The sequence below is a fragment of the Streptomyces sp. NPDC107517 genome (genome assembly GCF_055582645.1).
Window position 1 is genome coordinate 118020 of the sequence record NZ_JBVJPM010000020.1, and the last position, 14993, is coordinate 133012.

Annotated in this window: 13 protein-coding genes and 2 pseudogenes; 9 read left to right on the forward strand and 6 right to left on the reverse strand. The window is 70.5% G+C overall.

Annotated features, from left to right (window positions below):
* Window positions 1-30: 30 nt before the first annotated feature.
* Complete coding sequence (locus ACZ67T_RS34295) at window positions 31-732, reverse strand: haloacid dehalogenase type II (protein WP_469989303.1); 702 nt, start codon at window positions 730-732, stop codon at window positions 31-33.
* A 123-nt stretch (window positions 733-855) separates the two neighbouring features.
* Here ACZ67T_RS34295 and ACZ67T_RS34300 point away from each other — a divergent pair, with 123 nt between their 5' ends.
* A complete protein-coding gene (locus ACZ67T_RS34300; protein WP_469989305.1) occupies window positions 856-1206 on the forward strand; it encodes a hypothetical protein in 351 nt (116 codons plus the stop codon).
* 62 nt (window positions 1207-1268) lie between these two features.
* Here the strand turns inward: ACZ67T_RS34300 and ACZ67T_RS34305 are convergent, their stop codons facing one another.
* Window positions 1269-1661 carry a VOC family protein gene (locus tag ACZ67T_RS34305; protein WP_469989307.1) on the reverse strand — a complete coding sequence of 131 codons (393 nt, stop codon included), beginning with the start codon at window positions 1659-1661 and terminating at the stop codon, window positions 1269-1271.
* Window positions 1658-1972, reverse strand: a complete 315-nt coding sequence (locus tag ACZ67T_RS34310; protein ID WP_469989309.1) for an ArsR/SmtB family transcription factor — start codon at window positions 1970-1972, stop codon at window positions 1658-1660. Before ACZ67T_RS34310 ends, ACZ67T_RS34305 begins: the two co-directional genes overlap by 4 nt.
* 258 nt (window positions 1973-2230) lie before the next feature.
* Here ACZ67T_RS34310 and ACZ67T_RS34315 point away from each other — a divergent pair, with 258 nt between their 5' ends.
* From ACZ67T_RS34315 to ACZ67T_RS34335, 5 genes and pseudogenes are all read left to right on the forward strand, one after another.
* Window positions 2231-2734: a MarR family winged helix-turn-helix transcriptional regulator gene (locus tag ACZ67T_RS34315; protein ID WP_469989311.1), complete on the forward strand. Its 504-nt coding sequence runs from the start codon at window positions 2231-2233 to the stop codon at window positions 2732-2734.
* Window positions 2731-4035, forward strand: coding sequence for an MFS transporter (locus ACZ67T_RS34320; RefSeq protein WP_469989312.1), 1305 nt, complete (start codon window positions 2731-2733; stop codon window positions 4033-4035). Before ACZ67T_RS34315 ends, ACZ67T_RS34320 begins: the two co-directional genes overlap by 4 nt.
* 289 nt (window positions 4036-4324) lie before the next feature.
* The gene (locus tag ACZ67T_RS34325; RefSeq protein WP_393581996.1) at window positions 4325-4669 is read left to right on the forward strand and encodes a YciI family protein; all 345 of its coding nucleotides are present in this window, start codon (window positions 4325-4327) and stop codon (window positions 4667-4669) included.
* Window positions 4666-5920, forward strand: a pseudogene (locus ACZ67T_RS34330) (RNA polymerase sigma factor). Before ACZ67T_RS34325 ends, ACZ67T_RS34330 begins: the two are co-directional and overlap by 4 nt.
* 137 nt (window positions 5921-6057) lie before the next feature.
* Entirely contained in the window at window positions 6058-6786 is a 729-nt protein-coding gene (locus ACZ67T_RS34335; protein ID WP_469989314.1) for a DUF899 family protein, read from the forward strand.
* Between the two features lie 30 nt (window positions 6787-6816).
* Here the strand turns inward: ACZ67T_RS34335 and ACZ67T_RS34340 are convergent, their stop codons facing one another.
* Window positions 6817-7767, reverse strand: a complete 951-nt coding sequence (locus ACZ67T_RS34340; protein WP_469989316.1) for a helix-turn-helix domain-containing protein — start codon at window positions 7765-7767, stop codon at window positions 6817-6819.
* 90 nt (window positions 7768-7857) lie between these two features.
* Here ACZ67T_RS34340 and ACZ67T_RS34345 point away from each other — a divergent pair, with 90 nt between their 5' ends.
* A complete protein-coding gene (locus ACZ67T_RS34345) occupies window positions 7858-12105 on the forward strand; it encodes a S8 family serine peptidase (RefSeq protein ID WP_469989318.1) in 4248 nt (1415 codons plus the stop codon).
* A gap of 116 nt (window positions 12106-12221) precedes the next feature.
* Here ACZ67T_RS34345 and ACZ67T_RS34350 read toward each other — a convergent pair.
* Both ACZ67T_RS34350 and ACZ67T_RS34355 read right to left on the reverse strand, forming a co-directional pair.
* Window positions 12222-12368: pseudogene (locus ACZ67T_RS34350) on the reverse strand (MFS transporter); the annotation flags it as partial.
* 14 nt (window positions 12369-12382) lie between these two features.
* Window positions 12383-13381, reverse strand: a complete 999-nt coding sequence (locus ACZ67T_RS34355; protein ID WP_469989320.1) for a GlxA family transcriptional regulator — start codon at window positions 13379-13381, stop codon at window positions 12383-12385.
* Between the two features lie 169 nt (window positions 13382-13550).
* Between ACZ67T_RS34355 and ACZ67T_RS34360 the strand changes: the two genes are divergently transcribed.
* Window positions 13551-14135 (forward strand): isochorismatase family protein, encoded by a 585-nt coding sequence (locus ACZ67T_RS34360; protein WP_469989322.1) that lies wholly within the window; start codon window positions 13551-13553, stop codon window positions 14133-14135.
* The gene (locus ACZ67T_RS34365; protein WP_469989324.1) at window positions 14135-14881 is read left to right on the forward strand and encodes a cysteine hydrolase family protein; all 747 of its coding nucleotides are present in this window, start codon (window positions 14135-14137) and stop codon (window positions 14879-14881) included. Before ACZ67T_RS34360 ends, ACZ67T_RS34365 begins: the two co-directional genes overlap by 1 nt.
* The last annotated feature ends 112 nt before the right edge of the window (window positions 14882-14993 follow it).

The window sequence follows — 14993 nt, forward strand, 5'->3', positions numbered from 1 at the left end:
CCTCGGACGAGCGTCATGTGACGACGCCGGTCACTTCCCGCGGCCGGAGTCGATCTGGTCGGCCAGGTCGCTCAAGTCGTCGGCGTACAGGTCGAATTGGTCCGCAGCGGTGGGCGGGTCGCCGACCGGGCGGGTGACGTAGGCGGTGCGCAGGCCCGCGTTCTGTGCCGCGCGCAGGTCCCAGGCGTGGGTGGCGACCATCAGCAATCGCTCCGGCGGTCGTCCGGAGACGGTGACAGCCAGTTGGTAGACCGCTGGATCCGGCTTGTACGTCCGGGCGTCCTCGGCCGACAGTGCCTGGTGCCAGCGCAGGCCGGCGTGGGCGTTGACTTCGAGCAGCGCCGTCCGGCTCGCGTTGGAGAGGCCGATCAGCGGGTGCTGTTCCGCGAGTCGGGCAAGACCTGGCGCAGTGTCGGGCCACGGCGGGAGCCGACGACCTGACAGGGCCAGCGCCGCTACGGCCGTCGGGTCGTCGATCCCTGCGGCGTCGGCGACGAGCCGGGCGGCTTCCAGGTCGAGCGCGTCGCTGGTGACGTAGGACCGCCCGCCGTCGAGGATGCGCCGCTGCTCGCGGTCGATCTGCTGCTGCCACATCGACAGCAGCTCTTCGATCTGCGCCGGACTGTCGAGCGACGGGTCAAGTTCACGAATGCCGGCGCGGATACCGGCGGGCTCGTCGACGAGCGTGCCGAGTACGTCGAAGACGAGGGCATCGATCTGCAGTTCTGACATCGGAGCGGTCTCCATGCAAGGGGCGAGGTGCCGGATGATCGAACGTGGCGGGAGGGTCGCAAAGGGTGCAAGTTGCGCTGGGGGCCAACGTTTGAGCGGTGGGTGTCGGGCGTGGGAGCCGTGATGGCTCCGCTCGAGTCGGACGAGCGCGAGACTCTCGCTGCTCGCCACGGGGAGACTCGTGGGGGGCGCACCCTCGTGCTCCATGAGGGCGAAGGCGATGCTCCGATCGTCGCCGTGCGATGTCAGGGCAAGGGTGAGATCAAGGTCTCGGTGAAGCCGGTGGATGCCGAATTTCCGCTGGAATGCGTTCAGAGTGAAGTGAACACCAGGTATCACCAATTCCGTGTCACGGGGGTGGAGAAAGCGGGCACGGTCTCGGTCCAGGCACCGTCAACACTGCGTTGGTCGAAGACGATTGGTCGCGGCGAGCCGCCCGAGACGGAGGGGCGGGGCTCGCTCGGGCAGCGTTGAACGGGCGACGGCGGCGGGGGATTCGGGGAGTTCCGGGTCGTGCCCGCGCCGCCGTCCGGCGCCTACTGCGGCTTTGTCGCGATCTGGATCAGGTTGCCGCAGGTGTCGTCGAAGACTGCCGTGGTGACCGGGCCCATTTCCAGGGGCTCCTGGGTGAAGGTGACTCCGAGACCGCTCAGACGCTCGTACTCTGCCTGTACGTCCTCGACGGCGAACTGGGCGAGCGGGATGCCGTCCGCGACGAGCGTGTCGCGGTAGGGCTTGACGGCCGGGTGGCCGGCGGGCTCCAGGAGGAGTTCGGTGCCGCCGGGCTCCTCGGGTGAGACGACGGTCAGCCACCGGGCCTCCGGGCCGACCGGGACGTCGTGCTTCTTCACGAAGCCGAGGATCTCGGTGTAGAAGTGCTCGGCCTTGGCCTGGTCGTCGACGAAGACGCTGGTCAGGTGGATCTTCATGAGGCGCTGTCCTCCGGTCCTGATGTGTGGGGTGTGGGCGTGCGCACGGGCCATCGCTCGGTGATCTGCCGCAGCGGCTCCGTGTTCAGGTCGTGGAACTTGTATCGGCCCTCTCGCCTGCTCTCGACGAGTCCGGCGGCCTCCAGCACGGCCAGGTGCTGGGAGACACCCTGGCGCGAGGTGCCCAGCTGATGCTTCATGCTCAGCCGCCCGCAGATCTCGAACAGTGTCTGTCCGGACTTCTCCGTGAGCTCGTCGAGGATGGTGCGGCGGGTGGGGTCGGCCAAGGCTTTGAAGAGATCGTCGGCCATGTCCACATGATAGGCAACTCCTCACTTGCCTATCAAGTCGAGGGGTTCGACTCCGGCTCCGTCCGGCCGATGGTGCGATGACGCAGGGTCTGGTGCAGGCCCGCAGGATCACGGAAACAGTGGGTCCGGAAGCCGGAAGCCGGAAGCCGGAAGCCGGAAGCCGGAAGCCGCAAGTCGGAAGCCGGATACCCGGACCGCCCCGACCTGTCCGGGCGCCGCTACGACACGCTGCTATGACAGCGCTGTTATATTAGTGCTGTGACATCTTCTGGCCCCACCGCTTCTGACCCCACCGCGCTACCCGACCCCTGGCACTCGCTGCACGAGCTGCTGGCCGCCATGGATGCCGACATCGAGCAGGTATACGTCGAGCGCGGCATCAAGGGGGTGCGGCCGCGGTTCGCGTACCCGCTGATCCGGCTGGCCCATACCGGACCGCTCACCATCCGCGAGCTCGCGGAGTCCCTCAACCGCTCGCACTCCGCGATCAGTCAGACCGTCGCCGCCATGCGCAAGGAGGATCTGGTCACCTCCGAACCGGGGCCCGACGCCCGCACGCGGCGGATCAACCTGACCGAGCGCGGACGTTCGCTGGTGCCGTTCCTGGAGGCCGAGTGGCGGGCCACGCACGCGACGGTGGCCGAACTGGACGGGGAGATCCCGCACGCGATGACCGCTGTCGTGGAGGAGGTACGGCGGGCGCTGGAGCAACGGTCGATGCGGGAGCGAATCCGCCACCACCTCGCCGGGCCTCCGGAATGAAGGGGCGGGTCCGGTTCCTCGACACCCGTCCGCTGCGTCGCAGCCGGCCGTTCCGCGACTTGTGGATCGGCACCTCGGCCTCCCAGCTCGGCGGCCAGATATCGACCGTGGCGGTGCTCGCCCAGGTCTGGGACCTGACCGGCAGCACAGTGGGCACCGGCGCCATCGGGCTCGCCACCGGCCTGCCGATGGTGCTGTTCGGGCTGACCGGCGGCACGCTCGCCGACCGTGTCGACCGCCGGGCGCTGGTGCGGGCCACTACGGCAGGCCAACTGCTGGTCGCCGCAGGGCTGTCGACGCAGGCCCTCGCGGGCAACCGGAACGTGTTCCTGCTGCTCGCCCTGGTTGCTGCCGGAACCGCCTGCGGCGCGCTGGGTGCCCCGGCCCGGCGCACGTTCCCGGTCCGGCTGCTGCCGGCCGACCAGGTCGCGGCCGGCCTCGCGCTGACCAACATCTCCTTCCAGGTGGCGATGCTGGCCGGGCCCGCGCTGGCCGGGCTGATCATCGCCCGCTGGGACCTCCCTGTCGCCTACGCCGCCCAGGCGGTGGCCACGGTGGTCTCGATGCTCGCTGTGATCCGACTTCCGGCCATGAGGCCCGAGGGGGTGGATGCGGCTGTCGCCAAGCGGCGTCCGGAGCGCGGCGGTTGGCGGATCGTCCTGCGTCGCCCGACGCTGTGGGGCTCGATGGTCACCGACCTGTCCGCGACGCTCCTCGCCATGCCGATCGCGCTGTTCCCGCTGGTGAACGAGATCCGTTTCGGCGGCGACCCGCAGACCCTCGGCCTGTTCCTCTCGGCCGTCGCGGTCGGCGGGATCACGGCCGGCCTCCTCTCCGGCACGGTGACACGCTGGCGCCGCGGCGGCCTGGTCCAGCTGGGCGCGGCTGCCGTCTGGGGCCTGGCGCTGGCCGGCTTCGGCCTCTCCGGGCCGCTGTGGCCGGCCCTCGGCTGCCTGGCCGTGGCCGGTGCCGCCGACACCGTCTCCGTCGTCACCCGCAGTGCGCTGGTCCAGTTGGAGACCCCTGACGCGTACCGGGGGAGGGTCTCCTCCGTGGAACATGTCATCGGCGTCGCTGGTCCCGAACTCGGCAATTTCCGGGGTGGGTTGATGGCATCGGCGACCTCCGCCCCCTTCGCCCTGGTCACCGGCGGCCTGTCCGCCACGCTGGCGGTCGCGGCGGTGGCAGCGACGAACGCCTCCCTCCGCGCCTACCGCACACCGCGCGCCGCCAACAATCGCCAGAGCGAGGAGCCTCATGGAGGCCCGTCGTCCGAAACCGCAGGCGCCGCTGAAGTGTGACGGCTCAGAGACACGATGAGGCCAGTGAGTGAACCCGGCCGCGCGACCGGTCCGGACGGGGATACGGAGGGAGCTTTCCGGTGTGACGTTCGCCGGGCGCCATGAGCTCAAGGATCCGCTCGGCCGCGGCGCCATGGGAGAGGTGTGGCCGGGGCGCGACTCCTCGTTGCCGCGTTGCGCTGCGGCCGTGAAGGTGCTGCCGCCCCGGAGGGACTCGGGCGCTGCCGGTTGCGCGACGCGTACCTGCGTCGTGATGCGAACCTCTCACGACGGGGGCAGCGGAGGCAGAATGAACAGGGTGAAGTACGTGCTGCTTATCTGCGACGACGAGAAGGTCTCGCCCAGTAACGAGGAGCTCGAGGCGGACCCGACACACCAGGCCTGGCTCGCGGATCTCGACCGTCGGGGCGGCATGCTCGTCGGCGCGCGGCTGCGTCCGGTGGTGGACGCGACCACGGTCCGGGTCCGGGACGGCGAAACCCTGGTGTCGGACGGTCCGTTCGCGGAGACCAAGGACTTCGTCGGCGGCTTCGTGATCGTCGAGTGCGCCGACCTGGACGAGGCGATCGCGATCGCCGAGGGCCATCCGTACGCGCGCTGGGGCGGCGTCGAGATCCGCCCGGTCTGGGAATGACCGCACCGGAGGACCAGGTCCGGAGGGCCGTCGACGAGGCGTTCCGGGACGAGTGGGGCCAGGTGGTCGCGACCCTGATCGGGGCGACGGGCGACGGGCGACTGGGACCTGGCCGAGGACTGCGCGCAGGACGCGTTCGCCGCAGCGCTGACGACCTGGGCGCGCGACGGCGTGCCGCGCCGCCCCGGGGCATGGCTCACCACCACAGCCCGCAACCGCGCCACCGACCGGCTGCGGCGCGACGCCGCGGGCGCGGCCAAACTGCGCCAGCTGGCCGTGATCACCCGCGACCGTGATGAACCGCCGGTGGAGGACATCCCGGACGAGCGGTTGCGGCTGATCTTCACCTGCTGCCATCCGGCGCTGCCCTTCCCCGCACGGGTCGCGCTCACCCTCCGTACGCTGGCCGGGCTGAGCACCGCCGAGATCGCCCGCGCCTTCCTGACGGCCGAGCCGACGATGGCGCAGCGCCTGGTCCGCGCCAAACGCAAGATCGCCGAGGCCGGCATCCCGTACCGCGTGCCACCCGCCGACCTGCTCCCGCAGCGACTGTCCGCCGTCCTCGCCGTGCTCTACCTGATCTTCAACGAGGGGTACGACGACGAGGGCGCGGACGACCGCCGGGCACTGACCGCCGAAGCGATCCGGCTGTCCCGGGTCCTGATCCGGCTGATGCCCGGCGAATCCGAGCCACGCGGGCTGCTCGCCCTGATGCTGCTGCACGAGGCGCGGCGCACGACCCGTACGTCCGACGGCGTGCTCGTCACACTGGAGAAGCAGGACCGGAGCCGGTGGGATCAAGGGCTGATCGCCGAAGGGCTGGAGACCCTTGACGAGGCGCTGGCCACGAGGCGCAGCGGGCCGTACCAGGTACAGGCCGCGATCGCCGCCTGTCATGCCACCGCTCCCGACGCCCAGAGCACGGACTGGCCGCAGATCGCGGTGCTGTACGCGGAACTGGCCCGGTTGGCCCCGTCCCCGGTGGTCGAGCTGAACCGGGCGGTGGCGGTCGCGATGGCGGACGGTATCCCGGCCGGCCTGGCGCTGGTCGACGAGCTGGCCGCATCCGGGCGGCTCGACGGCTACCACCTGCTGCCCGCGACCCGGGCCGACCTGCTCCGCCGCTCCGGCCGGAGGGACGAGGCGAGGCACGCGTACGAGGAAGCGGTGAAACTGGCGCCGACGGAGGCCGAGCGCCGCTATCTGACCAGCCGGATCCGAGAGCTGACCAGCGGAAACGGCGAGCGGTGACTGGCGTCGTCCAGATCGGTGAACTTTTTCGCCGCAGGTGTCGATCCGGGGGGTCCGCATTCGTCGGTGGGGTGACAGTCGCTCTGGAGCGAGGCAGAGAAGGCCCTCCGGACAAGGACATGAAGGGACGAGTTCTCATGAGCACCGAAACGAGCGCACCCGCGCCCAAGGCCGTCGACCGAGCCGCCTACCAGGCGGAACTGGACGCGCTGCGGATCAGGGAGAAGGCCTGTACCCGTGAAGGCGACGCGATCGCGGCGGCCCGCCGCCGGCTGCCCATGGTGGAAGTGGACGCCGGCGCCCCGTTGACCGGCCCGTCAGGTCGGGTCACCCTGCTGGACGCGTTCGAGGGGCGCACGCAGCTCATCGCGTACTTCCAGATGTGGCACGCCGGACACCCCGCCGCCGACCAGTGCGAGGGCTGCACGTTCTTCAACAGTCAGGTCCGCGAGCTGTCCTACCTGCACTCCCGTGACGTCACCTACGCGACACTGTGCCAGGGCCCGTACGAGGTGAGCGTCCGCTACCGCGACTTCATGGGCTGGGACGTGCCCTGGTACTCGGCCGAGGATTCGATCGACACGCTGATGGCGGGGCGTGGCCCGTTCATGCTGGCGTGTTATCTGCGCCAGGGAGACCGCGTGTTCGAGACGTACTGGACCACAGGCCGCGGCGTCGAGGCCATGGATCAGACGTACAGCCTGCTGGACCGGACGGTGTACGGGCGGCAGGAGCCGTGGGAGGACTCGCCCGCCGGCTGGCCGCAGATCAGCGGCAACTACATGCGCACCGACGGACGCCCCACCGCCCAGTGGCCCCGTCTGGACGCCGGACGCTCCGACGAACTGGAAGCCGCCGGGAGCTAGGTCTTCAACCGGGTTACGACTGACGGGAATTCAGATCCACCCCCGGCGCGCCGCGATCACGCCCGCCTGGAAGCGGTTCGCGGCGCCCAGCTCTTCGTGGAGGCGGCTGATGCGGCGCCGCATCGTCCGTACCGACCAGCCCAACTGGCGGGCTATCGCCTCGTCCTTGAGGCCGCCGACGAGGAGGGTCAGCATCTGGCGGTCCTCCTCGCCGAGCGGGTCTTCCTCGGCGGGGGCACCCAGTGGGGTCGCGGTGCGCCAGCACAGTTCCCAGTAGTCGATCAGGCCGTCGAGCAGGGCTGACGGGCGGATGACGGCGGCGCGTACCTCGGTGGTGAAGTCGAGGGAGAGCGGCATCAGGGCGAGGCGGCGGTCGGAGATCGCCAGCTTGATGCGCAGGCCCGGCAGGACGCGGGCCTGCTCGCCGTGCGCCACCAGCTCACGGATGTCGCCCAGGACGCCGGGCCACTCCAGCGCCTCGGGGGCGTAGACGGCGCGGTAGCGGACACCCCGGGTGAGGGCTGTCGCCTCGACCGGGTTGGAGGTGGTCAGCGCGTACGGGGGGCGGTCCAGGGTGATGACCTCGTCACGCGCTTCCTGCTGAAGCTGTACGAACCAGCGGCCCAACGCCTCGCCGCCGGTGATGACTTCGACCTGTTCGGAGCCGCCCTGCCGGGCCGCGGTGAACAGCCGTGACAGCTCGCCGGCCGCCGCCCGGACGCCGTCGAGATCGGCGGTTCGGGAGCGGACCAGAGACTCCAGGGCAGCGCCCGGCTCAATGGCCGCGTACCGGCGGCGGGTGCCCGCGAGCCGTCCGACCAGGCCGTTCTCGCGCAGCCTGTCGAGCGCGCGGGCCACTCGCTCGGTGGAGCAGGACAGATCGCCCGCGAGGTCGGCGGGCGCGGCGGTGTGCCGGACGAGGATCGCGCGGTAGACGCTCTCGTCGAAGGCTTCGATTCCCGCGGCGGTCAGCTGAGGCATGGGCGGATCTTGGCCCGTGTGTGCCAGCGGCAGCAATGGGCCAGGCCAAATCGTTGTCCGGACCACTCGCGTCCGATTAATTCGTCTGGCATGACCCCTCGAAGAACCTTCACTGCCGGGCTCACGGCCGCCGTCATCAGCGGCCCGCTGTCCGCGGTGCCCCAGTCCGCCGGTGCGGACCCACACCAGGACCCCGAGCAGCGCGTCATCGTCACGCTGTCCGGGGATGCCGCCGCGACGGGCAAGGGCACGTTGCGGTCCGCCGACGCCGAGGAGATCGGCGCCGACCGCGCCTCCCTCGCCGCCCGGCAGAAGACGTTCCTCGGTGACGCGAAGGACGCCGGGCTGAGCCCGGGTTCCCCGCGCCGCCTGAACCTGCTGCTCGACGCGGTCGCCGTGACCGTGAAGGCCTCCGAGGTCGCCGAGCTGAAGCAACTGCCCGGGGTGACCTCCGTAGTCCCCGACACCAAGGTGCACATCCTCACCGACGACAGCGTGCCGCTGATCAACGCGCCGCAGGTCTGGCAGCGCAAGGACCCGGCGGGCAACGGCGCCGACGGCAAGGGCGTCACCGTCGCCGTCCTCGACAGCGGCGTCGACTACAGCCACCCGGACCTGGGCGGCGCCCTCGGCAAGGGCCACAAGGTCGTCGGCGGCTACGACTTCGTCAACGGCGACACCGACCCCATGGACGACAACGGCCACGGCACCCATGTCGCCGGCATCATCGCGGGCAAGGCCGCCGAGAAGGGCGGAGTCACCGGGGTGGCGCCGGGCGCGGACCTCCTCGCGTACAAGGTCATGGACGCCGCGGGGGAGGGCTACACCTCCGACATCGTCGCCGGCATCGAGGCCGCGATCGACCCGGCCAATCCGAACCGCGCCGACGTCATCAACATGAGCATCGGCGGCTACGGGGACGGCCACGACCCGCTCGGCATGGCCGCAACCGCCGCGACCAAGGCGGGAGTTGTCGTCGTGGCCTCGGCCGGCAACGAGGGTCCGGGCAGCGGCACTGTCGGCTCCCCGGCCGCCGCCGACGGCGTCATCGCGGTCGGTGCCTCGGTCAGCGGGCTGCGCATACCCGGCGCCGTCTACAAGGGCGGCAAGAAGATCCAGACCTACCGCGGCATGATCTCGGCGAACCCGCCCGCCAAGCCCGTCACCACCGAACTGGTCGACCTCGGCCAGGGCAGCCCGCAGGACTGGGAGCGGGCCGGAGACGTCAAGGGCAAGGTCGTCCGCATCGAGATGATGGTCGCGGCCGTCCGTGACGACCTGTACGCCTCGGAGATCGAGACGGCCCGCGAGGCGGAGCGCCGCGGCGCGCTCGCCGTCATCGGCGGGCTGAACTCGGGCGGCGGACCGGTGCTCGCCGGAGGGCCGGACACGGCCGGTCGGCCGGGCGGCTCGGGTCGGTCGGGCGGCTCGGGCCGGACGCCGCACGGCGCGGACGGCACCGTGCCGCTCGACCCGGCGACGTCCGTCAAGGAGTCGGGCGACTCGCTGCGCATGGACTCCATGGTCATGCTGGGCGTCGACGCCACCCAGTTCGCCGAGCTCGGCCGCCGTCTGGCGGACGGCAGGGTCGAGGTGACGATCAGCGGCACGGACGTCACCGACAGGATCGCGTCCTTCTCCTCGCGCGGCCCCGACCTGAACTGGAACCTCAAGCCGGACCTCGTCGCACCGGGGTACGACATCCGCTCGACGGTCCCCAAGTCCCTTTACGGGCCCGGCTATTACCGCATGTCGGGTACCTCGATGGCGGGACCGCACGTCGCGGGCGCCGCGGCTCTGCTGCGCCAGCTCCATCCCGGTGAGACCCCGGCGAAGGTCACCTCCGAACTCGTCGGCAGTGCAAAGGAGTTGAAGGACTACGGGACGGCGACCGCCGGTTCCGGCCGGCTCGACGTCGCCGCGGCCGCGGACCGGGCGGACGCCGCCGTCACCACGATGCCGGCCACCCTCTCGTACGGGCTCGCCGACCTCTCCCGGCACACCGTGGGCGGCAGCAAGAAGCTCACGGTCGACAACTCCGGCACACGGACCCGAACCGTCCGGCTGGACGTGAGCGGCGAGGCCCGGGTCAGCCCCCGCACCCTGCGCATCCCGGCGGGCGGCAGCGCCACCGCGACCGTCGTCCTGAGCGCCGACCGCCCCGAGGGCGAGGCCGAGATCGGCGGCACGGTCACGGTCACCCCCGAGCACGGCGCGACCCTGCGCATCCCGTATCTCCTGGTCGCACGGCAGCTGTTCGTGCAGGCGGGTCCCGACCCGAGCGACGGCAGGTCCACCGCGGTCGTCTTCACGCCGGCCCCGCTGGAGAAGGCGCCGGTGCTCACCGTGACACCGCCGCACGGCAGGCCCTACACGGTCACCACCAGACTCCGCTCCGGGAACGTCTACCAGGCGGAGATCACCGGCCGCGGCATCGGCGCCCATCTGGTCTCCGCGACCGGACGGACGACCGACGGCAAGACCCTGACGAGCAACCGCGACGGCTTCGAGGTCACCCCCGAGGACAGCCGCGACTCCCGCTGGCAGCCCGTGGGACCGAACTCGGAGAGCGGCGACATCACCACTGCGAAGAGCGACTCCGGGGCCGCCCTCCTCACCCAGTACAACAAGCTCGGCCCCTGGTCGACCGACGACAGAGGCGCGACCTGGAAGCAGCACTCCAGGCTGCCGATCGGCGACGCGGGCGGCCAGGCCTTCACCGTCATCGACCCGAAGAACGCGAAGCGCTGGTGGTACGCCGCCAACACCGCGTCCGGCATCCCCCGTACGAGCTCGATCCTGCGCACCGAGGACGGCGGCCGCACCTGGGAGACCCTGGACACGCCCGACGTCCCCCTCACGGCCTTCCTCGCCGACGAGGCGACGAAGAACCTGGTCGCCGTCACCCCCACCGACCTCCTGATCAGCAAGGACGGCGGCGACACCTGGGCGGAGCAGCCCATCGGCATCCCCGTCGACGCGGTCTACGACGTGGCGATCGGCGGCGACAGCCTCTACTTCACGGCGGGCAGCTCCCTCTGGAAGCGCGACGGCCTCTCCACCGGCACACTCGGCCCGGCCACCAAGATCCATGAATCCACCGGCGGCAAGGTCTCCGTCACCGTCGCGGCGGACAGCCAGGTCGTCGCGCTCTACGAGATCGGCTCGGGCGTCGTCGGCTCCTTCGACGGCGGCAGGACCTGGGCGACGCTCGACGACTACGGCGTCGGGGGCACGGGGATGACCCTCACCGGCGGCGACATGTACGTCAGTTACGGCGGCGACATCCGGGTCGGCCGGGACCACGGCCGGCAGTGGAGCACCATCCCGAGCGTCAACGACTCCTCGGTGGCCTCGGACTTCGACCGTTGGGCCGACGGCTCGCTGACCGTCTCCGCAAGCTCCGCCGGCGTCTACCGGGGCACGGCCGAAGGCAAGGACTACCACCGCCTCGGCGTCCAGGGCGGCACCGTCAACTCCCTGGCGGTCAGCGGCAACCAGCTCCTCGCGGCCGGCGAACAGGGCACACACCGTGCCCAACTCCCTGTGTCGGGAGCGGAGTGGGGAAACACCGGCGGCGAGGGCTTCATCGGCCTCTCGACCCTCCTGCTCCAGACCTCCGCCGAGGACTCACGGATCGTCTGGCGGGTGCGCGGCGACGCCTTCGGCGGCTTCCACCTGGAGCGCAGCGCGGACTCCGGCGCCACCTGGGAGGAGAAGGGCGCCGGCAACGGCGACGTGTTCGCCCTCGCCGTCCACCCCGCCGACCCCGACCGCGTCTACGTCTCGTACGGCAATCTGCAGGGCATGGGCCTGTTCTCCACCGAGGACGGCGGTGCCACCTGGAAGAACGTGCTCAACGACCAGACGTACTTCACCGCGGTCGCGGGTGACCCGGAGAACCCGGACCGGCTGTGGCTCGGCGCCCCCGACGGCCTCTACCGCTCGGACGACGGCGGTGACGACATCACCAAGGTCGCCGACGGACGCGTCGACACCATCGAGTTCACCGGCTCGCGGATGCTGACCGGCGGCGACACCATCAAGGTCTCCACGGACGGCGGAAAGACCTTCCGCACCGGCGACACCGGCAAGCTGCCGACGCGGGTCAGCGATCTGCTCCAGGTGGGCGGCGCGCTGTACGCGGCGACCACCAGCTACTGGGAGACGGCCCTGCCGCGCGGCGGCCGCGGAGTCCTGCGCTCCACGGACGGTGGCCGGACCTGGCAGAACATCTCCACCGGCCTCCAGAACCTCAACGCGACCACTCTCGCGGCCGACGGCGGCTGGCTGTACGTCGGCACGGTGCAGGGAGGCGTGCACCGCCTGAAACTCTGACCACTCCCGAAGACGCGCCGCACGCGACCCCGGGGGTGGGGGCGCGTGCGGCGCTTCATGGTGCCAAGGGAGTTGGCCGGCATCTGCAACAGGCCTCTTGCCCCGCTCCCGTTGTCGTGGTGGGGGAGTGGCATCGGCGTACGGACGGCGAGGGCGAGCGCGGCGATCACGAGCGCGACGGGCGCGTTGACCCAGAACACCGCACGCCATCCGAAATGTTGCACCAGAATCCCGCCGAGGACCGGACCGGTCCCGGCCGCCACCGGGGTCTCAGGCGTCAGCGGGTCTGGGGCACCCGGAATCTGCGGCGGTACTCCGTCGGTGTGGTGTCCAGCCGTCGTCGGAACGCCCGGACCAGGGTGTCCGTCGTGCCGAATCCGCAGGTGGACGCGATGCGTTCGAGGGTGGCGTCGGAGGATTCGAGGTCGTGGCGTGCCTTCTCGACGCGGACGGATTCGATGTAGGCGTGCGGGGTCGTGCCCAGTTCGTTCTTGAAGAGCCGGGTGAGGTGCCGGTCGCTGACGTGCGCGTACTCGGCGAGGTCCACGACGGTCAGCGGCCGGCTGATGTTGCGCATGATGTGGTGGCGGAGATCCTCGATGCGCCGTGTCGTGGAGAGCTGTTCCAGAGGAACACTGAACTGGCTCTGTCCGCTCGGCCGCTTCAAGTACATGACGAGCTGCCGGGCGACGCGCAGTGCGATGGCTTCGCCCAGGTCGTCGGCGATCAGGGCGAGTGACAGATCGAGGCAGGCGCTGATGCCTGCTCCGGTCCACACATTCCCCTCGCGGATGAAGATCGGGTCGGCGTCGACCTCCACGGCCGGGTGGTCCGCGGCCAGTTGGGGCGCCGTCGACCAGTGCGTGGTGGCCCGCTTGCCGTCGAGGAGGCCGGCCGCGGCGAGGAGGTGTGCTCCGACGCACACGGACGTGACCCGGTGGGTGCGGTCGGCGAGTGTCTTCACCCAGCCGACCAGCTCGGGGTCCACGAGCGCGCGTACCCGGCGCTCGCTGTCGACCTCCACCGAGCCGGGCACGATGAGCGTGTCGATGCTCCCCTCGGCGGCCTCCCCGAAGGTGATGTCCGGGAGGATCCGGACTCCGGCGGAGGTGGTGACCGGGTCCATGCTCTCGGCGGCGAGGACGACGTGATAGCCCGCCGCGTCCTCGGTCTCGCGTCGGGCCAGTGAGAACACTTCCGGTGGCCCGGTGACGTCGAGCAGGTCGACGCCTTCGAAGAGGACGATGACGATGAGCCGTGCGGCGATGTCCTGCATGAGTCCCCCTGGTCGATCTGCCGTGCCCCCGGTGGTGCGCGAGCGGCATGTCGGTATCTGCATGTTAGACGTCATTGTCGACACGCCTGCTGGGTCATAGCGTTTTGGTCGCAGCCCACCGCATCGCTCGGGCTGCCAACCTCACGCGAAGACCGAAGGCGGTACACCCATGTCCAGAACCACGCTGCGCGAGCTCAACGGCTTCGACGAGACGCCCGCGAAGCTGGCCGACTCGACGCTGATCCTGATCGACTTCCAGAACACCTACACCCAGGGCGTGATGGAACTCGACGGGTGGGAGGCCTCGCTCGACGCCGCCGCGCAGCTGCTGGCACGGGCCCGCCAGGAGGGCACGAAGGTCGTGCACGTCATCAACGACGGTGGCGAGGGCACCCCGTACGACATCCGCGCCGAGATCGGTCGGATCCACCCCCGTGTCGCGCCGGTCGACGGCGAGGCCGTCGTCGTCAAGCAGGTCCCGAACGCGTTCGTCGACACCGACCTGGGCACGCACGTCCCCGACGGGCAGGACGTCGTCATCGCCGGCTGGATGACGCACATGTGCGTGGCGTTCACCGCGCAGGGCGCGTTCCTGCGCGGCAACCGCCCCACGGTCGTCGCCGACGCCACCGCCACCCGCTCGCTGCCGGTCGCCGGCACCGACCTCGACGCCTGCCAGGTGCACTACAGCGCCCTCGCCACCATCGCTGACCTGTACGGCGTCGTCGTTCCGACCCAGAAGGAGATCGTCTGATGCAGCTGCTGCGTTCAGCCGCCGCGCTGAGTCTCGCCACCGTTCTCGCGGCCACCGCAACGGCGTGCGGCACAAGCTCCGAAGCCGCCGCACGTACCGACCGCAGGGCGTCGCACGCCGCGGAGAAGGACGTCGGGCAGGCCTCCGGGGAGAAGGACGCCGCGAAGGACACGACGACGCTGCGGCAGCTCAACAAGCTGGACGAGACCCCGGCGAAGCTCTCCGACGCGACGCTGATCCTCGTCGACTACCAGAACACCTACACCCAGGGTGTGATGGAACTCGACGGGTGGCACTCCGCGGTGAGCAACGCCGAAGCCCTGCTGAAGCGCGCCCGTGAGGCGGGCACGCCGGTCATCCACATCGTCGACAAGGGTTACGACCTGAAGTCCAAGGCGGGCCAGATCATTCCGGCGCTGAAGCCGGCGAAGGGCGAGCCCGTCGTCGAGAAGACCGTCCCCAACGGCTTCCACCACACCGACCTCGCCGAAGAGGTCAAGAAGGCCGGGCGCAAGAACGTCATCATCGCCGGATTCATGACGAACATGTGCACCCTGTTCACGACCCAGGGCGCGTTCCTCAACGGCAACAGTCCGACGGTGGTCGGCGACGCGTCCGCGACCCGGCCGCTGCCGCTGAACGGCAACCCGAACGGCATCCCCGCGAAGCAGGTTCACGAGGCCGCGCTCGCCACCGTTCAGGACCTGTACGGAGTCGTGGTCCCCAAGCAGAGCGCGCTCAAGTAGCCAGTACCGGTCAGGCAGTCGTCCGGTATTAGCCGCTCTCGGAGGGGGAAGGAATGCGCATTCCTTCCCCCTCCGCGCCCCTCTGACTGGTGAGGAGAAAGAGGGGAGAAAA

What these genes read in the sequence shown, in the direction of transcription:
- ACZ67T_RS34365 (WP_469989324.1), top strand. Translation starts at nt 14,135, where the DNA reads ATGCAGCTGCTGCGTTCAGCCGCCGCGCTGAGTCTCGCCACCGTTCTC.
- ACZ67T_RS34325 (WP_393581996.1), top strand. Translation starts at nt 4,325, where the DNA reads ATGAACAGGGTGAAGTACGTGCTGCTTATCTGCGACGACGAGAAGGTC.
- ACZ67T_RS34335 (WP_469989314.1), top strand. Translation starts at nt 6,058, where the DNA reads ATGAGCACCGAAACGAGCGCACCCGCGCCCAAGGCCGTCGACCGAGCC.
- ACZ67T_RS34310 (WP_469989309.1), bottom strand. Translation starts at nt 1,972, where the DNA reads ATGGCCGACGATCTCTTCAAAGCCTTGGCCGACCCCACCCGCCGCACC.
- ACZ67T_RS34305 (WP_469989307.1), bottom strand. Translation starts at nt 1,661, where the DNA reads ATGAAGATCCACCTGACCAGCGTCTTCGTCGACGACCAGGCCAAGGCC.
- ACZ67T_RS34355 (WP_469989320.1), bottom strand. Translation starts at nt 13,381, where the DNA reads ATGCAGGACATCGCCGCACGGCTCATCGTCATCGTCCTCTTCGAAGGC.
- ACZ67T_RS34295 (WP_469989303.1), bottom strand. Translation starts at nt 732, where the DNA reads ATGTCAGAACTGCAGATCGATGCCCTCGTCTTCGACGTACTCGGCACG.
- ACZ67T_RS34320 (WP_469989312.1), top strand. Translation starts at nt 2,731, where the DNA reads ATGAAGGGGCGGGTCCGGTTCCTCGACACCCGTCCGCTGCGTCGCAGC.
- ACZ67T_RS34360 (WP_469989322.1), top strand. Translation starts at nt 13,551, where the DNA reads ATGTCCAGAACCACGCTGCGCGAGCTCAACGGCTTCGACGAGACGCCC.
- ACZ67T_RS34345 (WP_469989318.1), top strand. Translation starts at nt 7,858, where the DNA reads ATGACCCCTCGAAGAACCTTCACTGCCGGGCTCACGGCCGCCGTCATC.
- ACZ67T_RS34340 (WP_469989316.1), bottom strand. Translation starts at nt 7,767, where the DNA reads ATGCCTCAGCTGACCGCCGCGGGAATCGAAGCCTTCGACGAGAGCGTC.
- ACZ67T_RS34300 (WP_469989305.1), top strand. Translation starts at nt 856, where the DNA reads ATGGCTCCGCTCGAGTCGGACGAGCGCGAGACTCTCGCTGCTCGCCAC.